The following is a 12,106-nucleotide window of genomic DNA, read 5'->3' as shown; positions in this document are numbered from 1 at the left end:
AATAGATATTTCCGAAAAATAATATAGGGACATTCCATGGAACGTCCCGACAAGGATTTCAGAAAAGGTTGATGTAATTTATGGAGATTTATAATGATTTGATCGTTAATTATAATATCAGGACTTACGCAGGGACTCTACAGATAGCTAGTGCGAATGGCATTTGCGTTCCGCAAAGCTCCGAATTGCGCCCCTACAGATGGTGCTTTAAACGCCAATTTGCGTAAGTCCTGAATATTAACAAGCTATCACCTTTCAGTCTTGAGTATCAATTCCCTTACTTAAGTTTACTGGCTCAAAGATAAGTGCTGAAAATTATTTAAAAGGAGTAAAATATGGGTTTAATTAGTGGTCTACTCGGAAATGCTGCCGAAGTTAATATTGATTCCAAAAAACTAGATAAGTTATTCAACGATATTTTAGTAGATGGAGAACAAATTGAAAAAGCTTACCAAATTATTCGCGATATGTTTGTGTTTACTAATAAGCGTTTAATTTTGGTAGATAAACAAGGAGTGACAGGACATAAAATTGAGTTTCTCTCTATTCCTTATTCAAAAATTACCAAGTTTTCTAAAGAAAGTGCAGGGCATTTTGACTTAGATGCAGAGTTAAATATTTGGGTAGGTAGTGAATCAGAACCAATTAGTCATGAATTTAATCGTTCGGTGAATATTAACGAAGTCTATGCTGTATTAAGTAAGTATGTTTTGAAGTAAATTATTAAGGCAGAAGGAAGAAGGAAGAAGGAAGAAGGAAGAAGGCGTTTAGTTATCTAGAATAGAAGGTTGATTATTTATTTTCTGTTGTTTTAGATATTCTATAAGTCAAGAGTACTAATGGCAGTTCCACCTACCATCTTTGAAACATAGTGAAAATAATTATAGCGGTTTTCACTCATGTTGACTATAGTAAAATTATAGATATATCTAAAGTTTAATAAGTCACAGAAATAGTTGTGTTCTATGTTAACGAAAGCTGCTATAGTTTAGACAAGAGTAGTTCCACTGATGAACTACTCTTTTTTTTTCATACTATAGCAATCAGGAATTATATCATGTCCGGTAGCATCGGTCTTGTATAGAGAAGGTAAGGAAGAAGGAAGAAGGAAGAAGCCTTAAGAAAAGGAAAAATTTTACTTATATGGCGGTAGATATTTCCCCAACTTTTACACGGGACTATACCAACGGACATGATATTATACCAAGCGTGAAAAAAGAATGTTACGAATAATAAGTGCAATAAAAAGATTTTGCAGGAAAATTGGTATTAGATGTGAGAATTTTATTGCTTCAGTGTTTCCCACTCCCTGTTCCCTGTTCCCTGTTCCCTATTCCCTCGCGTAGTGCTATATCAAAAAATATGAGTAACGGTCCTGACCCTAACCTTAAATATCCAATACCTCATCAAACTCGATTAGTCTATTTAAAGAACATTATTAAAAATCCCAACATCATTGTCGGAGACTATACTTACTACGACGATTTTGATAATCCAGAGAATTTTGAGCGTAATGTTCTCTATCATTTTGATTTTATTGGAGATAAATTAATTATTGGTAAATTTTGCTCTATTGCCTCTGATGTCAAGTTTATTATGAATGGAGGAAATCATCGTACTGATTGGTTTACAAATTATCCTTTTCCTGTGTTTGGAGAAGGTTGGGAAAAAGCAATGCCGGACTTGTGGCCAGACAAAGGAAATACAGTGATTGGTAATGATGTTTGGATTGGTTATGGAGCGATAATTATGCCTGGTATTCAAGTAGGAGATGGGGCAATTATAGCGACAAATTCTGTAGTGACAAAAAATGTTGAATCATACAGTATTGTTGGTGGAAATCCTGCTAAAGAAATTCGTAAAAGATTTGAAGAAGCTATTATTAAAGAGTTGCTAGAAATTAAATGGTGGGATTGGGAAATTGAGAAAATTACTCGTAATTTACAGGCAATTTGTGGATCGGATCTTAGTGAATTACGTGAGGCAGTTTGAATTTTATTTGGTAGCTATTTAAGAATAGGATGTTAATGTGTATGATTACCATTCCACTGTATAATTATTAATAAGATATTACTTGATAAAAAGGAATCAAAATGACAGAAAAAATTCCAGAAGTTACTATCTATACTGATGGTGCTTGTAGTGGCAATCCTGGACCTGGTGGGTATGGTGTTGTGATTATTACCGATCGACAGCGCCAAGAATTATCTGGTGGTTATAAGTTAACTACTAATAACCGCATGGAATTAATGGCAGCAATACTAGGACTTCAAACTCTAGAATCTGCTTGTAATGTTACTCTTTATACTGATTCTAAATATATAGTTGATGCCATTACTAAAGGTTGGGCAAAACGCTGGCGAGCTAATGACTGGAAACGGAATAAAAAAGATAAAGCAATGAATCCGGATCTATGGGAAAAATTATTAGATTTATGTAACAAACATCAAGTGGAATTTTCTTGGGTGCGCGGTCATTCTGGTAATAGAGAAAATGAGCGATGTGATAAGTTAGCAGTGCAAGCATCACAACAACCAAATTTACCGCCAGACTCCGGTTATTAAAATATTACTGATGTGAGGTGGGGGACTGCTCACCCTATAAATTATGAATTGATTACTTGATAACGAGCAAAAAGTTCATTTAGCCTCTAAACTAGATTCAGCAATCTATATATTAGGAGGGTTAGCTTTGACTGAAGATAATAACTATTCATCCCCTTCCATAGCTACTATTTCTCGTCAAGAATTACGGGAGTTAGTTCGATCGCAACTTCAAGCTCTGTTAGAACAAGATAACTTATCTGGAGCTAAAGCGATGTTAGTTCCTGTACAACCGGCTGATATTGCCGAAGCGATCGAAGGTTTACCAGAAACAATGCAAGTCATAGCATTTCGCTTACTTTCTAAACGTGAAGCGATCGAAGTCTATGAGCAATTAGACTCCAGCGTACAACAGTCTTTGTGCGAAAAGTTCAAACGCCAAGAAGTTATAGATATTGTTGATAAAATGTCACCTGACGACCGTGCTAAACTCTTTGAAGAATTACCCGCAGCTGTTGTCAGGCGTTTATTAGGTCAACTTAGCCCTGCTGAACGCCAAGCTACAGCGCAACTTCTGGGTTACAACTCCGGAACCGCAGGACGGATAATGACTCCGGAATACATCTCCCTCAAAGAGGAATATACAGTTTCTCAAAGTTTAGAACGTATTCGCTCATTAGCTCACGTTACTGAGACAGTTTATTCTCTATATGTGACTGACACTAACCGTCATCTCACAGGTATTCTGTCGTTGCGAGATTTAGTCACTTCTCAACTAAACCAAACTATCAGCGAAATTATGAGTCGTGATTTTGTCTGCGTGCAAACTGGTACTGACCAAGAAGAAGTTGCTCGTATTATTCAGCGTTACGACTTTCTGGCAATACCAGTAGTAGATAGCGAACAACGACTGGTGGGTATCATTACCATTGATGATGTTCTCGATATTTTGGAACAGGAAACCACCGAAGATATTTATGCTCTAGGTGGGGTGCAGTCTGAAGGTGATAACTATTTCCAGGTAAATCTATTTACTGCTGCTCGCAGAAGAGTAGTTTGGTTATTTGTGTTACTGCTGACAAATAGTGTGACGGGTGGAATTATTACAGCACAAGAAGATATTCTGCAAAAAGTAGTTGCTTTAGCAGCGTTTATTCCATTGTTGACTGGTACTGGAGGGAATGTGGGGGCGCAATCTTCCACTGTTGTGATTAGGGGTATGAATACCGATGAAATATGGAAAATTGGGCCGTTGAAAGTGATTCTGCGTGAAGCTGCTGCTGGTGCAATACTTGGGAGTGTTCTCGGTTTGTTAGCAACAATTTGGGCTTTGGTATTTATTGTCAAGGGTAATTTAGAAGTGTCAGTAACGGTGGGTATAAGTTTGCTGGCAATCTCAATTTTGGCTTCTGTTGCTGGTTCGTCTTTGCCATTCCTGTTTCGTTCATTTGGGTTAGATCCGGCATTAATGTCAGCACCTTTTATTACTACTGCTGTGGATGTTCTCGGTGTTTTGATTTATTTCAACTTGGCACGAGTAATTTTACAAATATGAAAAAGTGTCGGGGTGGGTTTCAAGGTTGGGCAAAAATTGTTATATAGCAGAAGGAAGAAGGAAGAGGGAAGAAGGAAGAAGGAAGAAGGAAAAATATTGCTTTGTCTGAGTTTTAAGCTTTTGATTTGTCCGCACCCTTTCCTTCGACTGTTATATCATGTCCGCTTAAATACTTACATAGCTTTTGTGGTAGGTATGAGTTTATTTCTAATTACAATTATTGCTTAAGAAAAATAATAATGAAGGAGAACAAATTAATCTTTTTTTTATCTTCCCAAAAAAATTTGATATGAGAGAAAATTAAAAACCTTGCTCATATAACCAAGGATTTAGGGCGTTGGTGATTTGAGGTATGATATCATGTCCGGATAAGAGCGCAATAGAACTCCGTTCCGTGCTCCGCGTTTTCGGTGCAGAATGCTGCGCGGCTTTGTTGCGTAGCGTTAACGTGCGTTGTGCGCCAGCTAAACAAAAAACTTTCTCCTTCTATTCCTCTTTTTCTTCCCTCCTGACTCCTGACTCCTGACTCCTATTTATAATGCCCAAACTACCGGAATTCATACATTATCTTTAAACCTCTTAACTCTAAAATGGGAGTAGTTTATATAGGCGATCGCGCCGTCGGCAAAACTCATTTAGCATTAGAATTGGCCAATCCCCAAGGAAATTATGTCCAGGTTTCTTTGGCCAATCAAAATTATCAAAATCTCCAGGCAAATTTACTTAATTTAGATGGCACTGCTAAGCCTACTCAAAGTATTGAAAAGCGTTCTTTGAATGTGAAAGTTAGACTTTCTACTGGTATTAGCAAAATTATTGTAGATTGGATAGATTCTCCTGGGGAATTATTTCGTAGGTCATGGCAATCTGAGCATATTAATGAATGGCAAGATTTTAAAGAAACAGTGGGTAAAAGTGAAGGGATTTTTTTAATTGTTCCTCCCTATCGAGAAATTTTGCAGCCTCACATTGAGCAGGAAAATTATATTACTCAGCAACAATGGTGCAATAGATTTAATCGTTGGACTGACTTTTTTCTTTATGATTGTCCTCAAGCTCGACGTATTGTAATATGTCTGAATCAAGCTGATTTAATTGATTGTAATCTTGAGCAAGAAATTTCTAAATTGGCTTATTTACCTCATGGTTCTACTATGAATTGGCTACAACGTCATAATTATGTGGTTAATAGTTATTTTTTACCACTAAAAACACAGTTGGAACAAATAAATAGCAGTCGTTCAGGTTTGTCTGTTCGGTGTTTTATTACCAGTATTTATCACCGTAGTTTATTAGAATTACCTTGGATTTATTTAGCTAGTTATTTAGCTTAAAAGAAGGAAGAAGGAAGAGGGAAGAGGGAAGAAAGAAGCAACAAAGTATAGCCAGTGGGAGTATCTTGCTCCCGTTATCAAACAAGGAAGAAGGAAAAAGAAAGAAACAAGAAGGCAAGAGTTAAAGTTTTGTCATTGCATTGAGTTAGATATTTCCTTTTGTCAAACAAGCAAGTTAAATTAATCAAAGGAAGAATAAATCAGCAATAAGTATAGCCAGTGGGAGCATCTTACTCCCATTCTAAAAATAAGAAAGAAACAAGAAGGCAAGAGTCAAAGTTTTATCCTTAAGTTCAATATTTCCTTTTGTCAAACAAGCAAGTTAAATTAATCAAAGGAAGAATAAATCAGCAATAAGTATAGAAGGAAGAAGGAAGCAAAAAGTATAGCTAGTGGGAGCATCTTGCTCCCGTTATAAAAACAAGGAAGAAACAAGAAGGCAAGAGTTAAAGTTTTGTCATTGAGTTAGATATTTCCTTTGGTCAAATAAGCAAGTTAAATTAATCAAAGGAAGAAGAAAGAAGAAAAAAGTATAGCCAGTGGGAGCATCTTGCTCCCGTTATAAAAACAAGGAAGAAACAAGAAGGCAAGAGTTAAAGTTTTGTCCTTGAGTTTGATATTTTTGTAAGCATTCAGCCATCAGCTAGCCTCTTTCAGAGGAACTGCGTTAACAGCTATCAGCTATAAGTTGTTAGCTCATTATCAGCTCAAAATAGGAATTAGTCTCCAAGGAGAATTAAAACTTATAAAAAAAAATGTCTTCAGCTAACCTTAGTAATTTCTTGAATATGTTCATGTATCTGTTTGCGCAGCATGACAAACGGAAATGCTGAATGCTGAATGCTGAATGCTTACATATTTTTTGTCAAATAAGCAAGTTAAATTAATTAATAGTAAAGTAAGCATTCCGCAGGAAATGCTTACAATTAATCAATAGTAATAGAGAGATTTAATCAAAAAAATGGGGAATATTTGTATTATTGGACCTACGGGTGCGGGCAAGACTACTTATCTAGCTGGATTGGCTTATTGGCCGGAAAAAAGTCACCCAAATTTTCAAATTACAGCCATTACTAATGATGCTCAAAATTTAGCGAATAAGGCTGAAACAATTATTCTGAATGGTGCTTCTTTAGAACCTACTATTATTGATGGAATAAAAATCAAAAGTTTCTATGATTTACCTTTGTATTCTTTCTACATAGAAATCAAGCGTTGGTGGCAACAAAAACCAGAAGAAATTAATTTAGTAGTGCGAGATTATCCAGGGGAAATTTTTAATGAATTACAAACAGGTATTTCTAATCCTTTACATCAAGAATTTCTAGATGAATGTCTAATCAAAGATAATGTCGGTTGTCTAATTTTACTCCATAAATGGGAGCCAGGAAACGACTTATTTTATAGTAATGTAATGGAGAGATTTATTAATTTAATAGATGAGCGCGATCGCTCCCAAGATTTACGTCTCGCTATAGCAATGAGTAAATGTGAAAGAGGGGAAATTTGGCCTGGTCGTCTTGACCCAGAATTAGACATATTTAAAGTGCATTTACCAAGAACAACCAGTATTTTACAAAAGCGTATTTCTCAACAAAATTTACGGTTTTATGCTATATCTACTTTTGGCGTTCTACAACGAAATGACCCACGCCCAAATCGTACTGATGAATTAGGAAGTCCCCACTCAATTTTACGGGAACCTTTGAAATGGAAACCTTATGGCATAGTTTCACCCCTGTATTGGTTAAGTCAAGGTAAAACAATTAATAATTAGGGTTTGCTGAAAAAGTCTTATGGGTGAGGGTAGGAGACAGGAGACAGGAGAAATGGGAATTTAGATGAGGTAGGATTCAACAATTAATAATTAATAATTAATAATTAATTATTACCTCTCTTTTAAAATGGATAGGATTGACTCAAAGGAAAATTTTTATTTATTATCTCCTTTTATGGGGGTTTGTAGACGCGGAGCAGCTTCTCTTGAGTATCCCCCATTATACACCTTGAGAAGCTGTTTGCGCAGCATTCCGTAGGAATAGCTGACCGCTGACCGCTGACTGCTATTTCAAACCACAATTTTTCGGTAAAAAGAATGTTTAACTCCCTATTAAAGACCAGAATTAATGAGAATTTAAAAGAGGAAAATTGCTCTGGCATTTTACGAGTAATAGGCGATCGCGCTGCTGGTAAAACAACTTATATGGCAGCTTTGGCTAGGTGGCCAAATGCTGATTTTTCTAGTCCTGTTGAATTAGTTACTCCAGCAAATAAAGATGGAGAAGATTTGATTAAGCAGGCACAAAATTTGATAGAGTCAGGGTTACAAATTGAACAAACTCGTCTAGCTAATGATGTGTTAGAAATTAAGGATTATAGTTTAAGAATTATTCTCAAACCAGAAGATAATTTGAGGCGGTCGAATACTGTTTTAAATCTAGATATTAGTTGCAAAGATTACTCTGGAGAATTTTTTAGCGATGTACTTCAGCAAACAGATTCTCAATTACTTCGAGACTACTTAAATGATTGTTTTCCAGCTACGGGAATTATGTTAATGATTGACGGTACAACTCATCGTAAAGATTTAGAATATGCCAGAGGAGTGGATCGACTTTTAGTAGCATTAGCAGGTCGGGATTTGTTTAGTGAAAAACGGCGTATTGCTTTGGTTTTAACTAAGTGTGAATTAGCTGATTTATGGGTAAATAGAAATAGACCAAAATTTTTAGCAGAGGCACGGTTTCCTACTATTTTTAAAAGATTAGAATCTTGGCAAAATTTGGGAATGGGTAATGTGGAATATTTTACAACTTCTGCTTTTGGTGTGACAGGAAATAAATATTATAAGCCAAATTCTCAGCAAATTTATCGGGGTCGTGGTGGGGTAGCATCAGTATTAGAAGACTCGAAAAAATGGCGACCTTTTGGCTTAGTTTCTCCTATTTATTGGATTTGTACAGGCAAGCGTAATTCACAATTAGATAATGATTAAGGAGTCAGGAGTCAGGAGGACTGAGTCAGGAGGGAAAAAAGAAGAAGGAAGAAGGAAGAAGGAAGAAGAAAGAGGAGGAAAAGAAGAAAATTTTTTGTTCGTAGTAGGGCTTGAGCAACTGAAATATCTATCTTATAATTGATAAATGTTTGCTACAAATAGCTAGGGTATTTCTTAGAAGTAAGGAGTGAGAACTCAGAAGCCAGAGTGAATAGCTTCAATGCCAGTTTTTAGACCAGAAATTCTCTTTTTCTCTTGGTGCACGTTCCCTCTCTTGGTCGGCGTTCCCTCTCTTGGTCGGCGTTCCCTCTCTTGGTCGGCGTTCCCTTGCGACTGGCGTCGTCGCGGGGTCCGACCGCTTGCGACTGGCGTCGTCGCGGGGTCCGACCGCTTGCGACTGGCGTCGTCGCGGGGTCGCACCGCTTTGTCAAATATAGGTTTCCTGTAAAGTCTTTTAGTCATACTTATTATTCGTAAAATTCTTTTTTCAAATTGGTATTAGGACTAAAGCCCTACTACGAGCTTTAATTATAACTATTCAACCGTACATTATATAAGACCTAAAACCTAAAACCTTCCTCAAATCAGCAAATGGAAACTATTGAAATTCACGAGTTCAGCACAGGTATAATTCCCGAAATATTACCCGATGGTAAATGGATTTCTCGGGGATTTAAAGTAGGGGAATATATGAACTTAACCTTGCCCCAAGTTCCCCATTCTGTAGGAAGAGCAATTGCTAATAAAGGCTTTGAAGTAGCCAAAGACCGTAATAGTCAAGAACCTACTTTTGTCGGGCGAGTGGTGTTGAGTATAAGTAATGAAGAACCAGATTATTCAGTAGTTGCTGTAGTAACTACTGGGCAAGATGAGTATGGGCGTTCTACTTCTTTTTATCGTTATTTTCTCTGCACTGGTAAAGATAATATTTGGCAAATATTAGACTGGATAAATACTCAACAACAACAAGGTGTTAATCCGATATTTAATCCATCTGAAACTAAAGAAATTGGGAAACCAAATCAACATAAAATTACTAAAAAATTAGAAATAAATTTACCCACAGAATGGCAAAACTGGCTGAGTAGTCAAGTTGTACCTGTAATAATTCCTACTGAATTATCTGACTTACAAATTCTTAATAAAATGGCTGAGATTAAAGCCAACGATCTACCTATATCATGGGCTTATAATGTCGAAGCAATTGAACGACCAGAACAATTTATCATTATTCATCCTGCTAATACTGAAGTAGAAGCAAATCTGTCACAAACACAGACAAAGATGATGAAAAAATCCAGGGAAAATATATCAACAAATATAGATGAAGCAGCTATAGAAACAGCAATTAAAGGATTAATTAGTGGTTCTCAAATCAAACAAGAATGGGTAGAAAATTTAATTTTAAAATTACAGAATGGTCAAATTACATCAAAATATTTAAACAACCTGTTTGATAATCTGGGGGCGAGTAATGCTGTAAAACAAGGAAATGCTAATGCTCAAATGGTTAGGTTATTAACTTTAAGAGCAATTTTTATTCCTGAAACTTTACCAGAATATCTAAATTGGTTAAATATTACTGGAGACGGAAAAAAAGAAGATGAGAAACAAAAAATATCTCTCAAATTACAATCTCAACTGAAAAATTATCAAAAATCATTCGACCCATTAATTGCAGCAGGAATGAATGACACCTTATCTCAAATATTAGGAGGAAAAATATCTGTTCCTGCTTTCTGTTGGCTATTAAAAACTAAAGGTAGTTTATGGTCAACATATTCTAGTACAATTACACAACAAGTTCGCCACGATTTAGAATATTTAGAATATTTGGAGAACAATTTATTAAACACAAAAATTGACCAAGAAATAGAGCAACTAATTTATGGAAATACTATTTGGCAAAAACTCATTTCCCACTTAAAATATCGTCGTGATCGCTGCAATTATTATCAACCTTTTGCGGAGTTATTTTCTCAACTACCTGATTATGAGTTAGCAGCCTATTTTCATCAACTAAGTAATGGAAAAGTCCCAAAATTAATATTTACATCAGCATTTCCGAGGTTAAAGTCAATCTATGAAATCAGAATTTTTGGGTTAAATGTTCGGCAAGAATTAACTGTTTCTGACCGAATAATTATTTCTATCAAAAAGTATGGCGTACCAGTAGCAGTAACATTTTTATTAATGCTTTCTCATGGTCTATCTTTTGTTTTAGGATATCAGGCAAATAAGTTTGATACTCGTACTATTGCTGAACCGAAAAAAAATGTACCTTCCCCTTTTCCAGAAGAACAATTAACTGATAGTTCAACAAAAAATGTTAGTGTAATTTCCTCAGTAAAAATGGAAAAAGCACTAGACAATTTTTCCACGACTAGCAGCGTGATTAGAGAAATTGTCCGGGAACTAGAGACAGAAATATTATCTCAAAATTCAACAGTAATTACAGCAGAAGACGCACACTTAAAGATTATTCAAGCAATTAAGAAAATTATAGAAAATGATATAAAACTTCAGTATGCTGGGGCAATAGAAGATGAACTTTTGGCAGAACCAGAGAAATATTTAGAAGCACAAAAACAATGGATAGAAGCAATTTATTCTTATCAACAAAAGTTTTTTAGTAGTGGTTTTGGCTATATAGAACCAGATAAACAAACAGCAGGTAGATTAAAGTGTAATGTGGCTGATTTATTAGATATTCAATTACAACAAAGACCTCAATATTGTGGAAGAAAATTAGATAAGGAGTCAGGAGTCAGTAGTCAGTAGTCAGTAGTAGGGGCGTTTTGCTCCGCATTTTTCCTACCTTATGCGTAAGTCCTGATTTTATGAAATTGATATTAAATAGAGGCAATATCTGCTCTTGAAAAATTATAGCAATGGAAAGAAAAGGAACGGACAAATCAAAAGCTTCAAGCTCAGACAGTGCCAGATTTTTCCTTCTTCCTTCTTACTTCTTCCTTCTTCCTTCTTACTTCTTATTTCTTCCTTCTTTCTTCTTTCTTCCCTCCTGACTCCTGACTCCTGACTCCTGACTCCTAAGAAATACCCTAGTTTATCAATGGACTACCATGATGATGAATCATATACCAATTTCCACCCATCCGCTCAAAAATATTTGTTGCGATACACTTAGCTTTAGTTCTCCTACCTCCAATAACTTGCATCAAATTTTCGATTAAAACAACATAACCAATATCTCCATTAATTTCTGTTGTCACAATATCAAGATCGATTTCAATATAATTAGTATTTTTAAATATTAAATCCCAGGAATTCCGAATATTTTCAAAACCATGAATGGCAGTACGACCTGGATGAATACAAACTGTGCCAATACCCTTGGACAAAATAGAACTGATAGTTTCGATGTCCCGTTTTTCAAAAGCTCGATAAAAGGCTTGATTTGCTGTTAATATTGCTTGCTTTTCCTCAGTCATAGAATTTTGGGTTTAGATATAGAATAATTGTTATTATATTAGCCAGTTTAATCAAATTATTCTCCGATAGACTATGGAAACAACAGAAAAAAATCTCCTAATGAGGCTTACACAACTTAATAAGCCAAATTAGACTATAATGCTTGTAAGTCAAGGATTTTACGTCGAAGCTCTCTGAATATCAAAGAAACAACTCCTGCTGCAATGCCTCCTTGCGCCTCAAAAGC

At 35.7% G+C, this 12,106-nt stretch carries 11 protein-coding genes; 10 read left to right on the top strand and 1 reads right to left on the bottom strand.

Annotated elements, in window-relative coordinates:
* The first annotated feature begins 335 nt into the window (after window positions 1–335).
* The 10 genes from F6K15_RS07540 to F6K15_RS07495 all read left to right on the top strand — a co-directional run bounded on the left by F6K15_RS07540 (window position 336) and on the right by F6K15_RS07495 (window position 11,208).
* Window positions 336–719, top strand: coding sequence for a PH domain-containing protein (locus F6K15_RS07540; RefSeq protein ID WP_293059182.1), 384 nt, complete (start codon window positions 336–338; stop codon window positions 717–719).
* Window positions 720–1,362: 643 nt separating this feature from the next.
* Window positions 1,363–1,992 (top strand): CatB-related O-acetyltransferase, encoded by a 630-nt coding sequence (locus tag F6K15_RS07535; protein WP_293059179.1) that lies wholly within the window; start codon window positions 1,363–1,365, stop codon window positions 1,990–1,992.
* Window positions 1,993–2,093: 101 nt separating this feature from the next.
* Window positions 2,094–2,564, top strand: coding sequence for a ribonuclease HI (rnhA, locus tag F6K15_RS07530; RefSeq protein ID WP_293059177.1), 471 nt, complete (start codon window positions 2,094–2,096; stop codon window positions 2,562–2,564).
* A 127-nt stretch (window positions 2,565–2,691) separates the two neighbouring features.
* The gene (gene mgtE / locus F6K15_RS07525; RefSeq protein ID WP_293059174.1) at window positions 2,692–4,098 is read left to right on the top strand and encodes a magnesium transporter; all 1,407 of its coding nucleotides are present in this window, start codon (window positions 2,692–2,694) and stop codon (window positions 4,096–4,098) included.
* A gap of 12 nt (window positions 4,099–4,110) precedes the next feature.
* Window positions 4,111–4,326 carry a hypothetical protein gene (locus tag F6K15_RS07520; protein WP_293059171.1) on the top strand — a complete coding sequence of 72 codons (216 nt, stop codon included), beginning with the start codon at window positions 4,111–4,113 and terminating at the stop codon, window positions 4,324–4,326.
* Between the two features lie 362 nt (window positions 4,327–4,688).
* Entirely contained in the window at window positions 4,689–5,432 is a 744-nt protein-coding gene (locus tag F6K15_RS07515; RefSeq protein ID WP_293059168.1) for a hypothetical protein, read from the top strand.
* 961 nt (window positions 5,433–6,393) lie between these two features.
* Window positions 6,394–7,209, top strand: a complete 816-nt coding sequence (locus F6K15_RS07510; RefSeq protein WP_293059165.1) for a hypothetical protein — start codon at window positions 6,394–6,396, stop codon at window positions 7,207–7,209.
* A gap of 318 nt (window positions 7,210–7,527) precedes the next feature.
* On the top strand, window positions 7,528–8,427 hold the full coding sequence (locus F6K15_RS07505) for a hypothetical protein (protein ID WP_293059162.1): 900 nt from the start codon (window positions 7,528–7,530) through the stop codon (window positions 8,425–8,427).
* Window positions 8,420–8,569 carry a hypothetical protein gene (locus tag F6K15_RS07500; RefSeq protein ID WP_293059160.1) on the top strand — a complete coding sequence of 50 codons (150 nt, stop codon included), beginning with the start codon at window positions 8,420–8,422 and terminating at the stop codon, window positions 8,567–8,569. Before F6K15_RS07505 ends, F6K15_RS07500 begins: the two co-directional genes overlap by 8 nt.
* A gap of 449 nt (window positions 8,570–9,018) precedes the next feature.
* Complete coding sequence (locus F6K15_RS07495; RefSeq protein ID WP_293059157.1) at window positions 9,019–11,208, top strand: hypothetical protein; 2,190 nt, start codon at window positions 9,019–9,021, stop codon at window positions 11,206–11,208.
* A 281-nt stretch (window positions 11,209–11,489) separates the two neighbouring features.
* Here the strand turns inward: F6K15_RS07495 and F6K15_RS07490 are convergent, their stop codons facing one another.
* Window positions 11,490–11,879 (bottom strand): nuclear transport factor 2 family protein, encoded by a 390-nt coding sequence (locus F6K15_RS07490; protein ID WP_293059154.1) that lies wholly within the window; start codon window positions 11,877–11,879, stop codon window positions 11,490–11,492.
* Between the last annotated feature and the right edge of the window lie 227 nt (window positions 11,880–12,106).

It is taken from the genome of Okeania sp. SIO2B3, from assembly GCF_010672525.1.
Classification (GTDB): Bacteria; Cyanobacteriota; Cyanobacteriia; order Cyanobacteriales; family Microcoleaceae; genus Okeania.
Note: the sequence above shows the minus strand (reverse complement) of the source record. Positions and strands in the feature narration are given on the sequence as shown.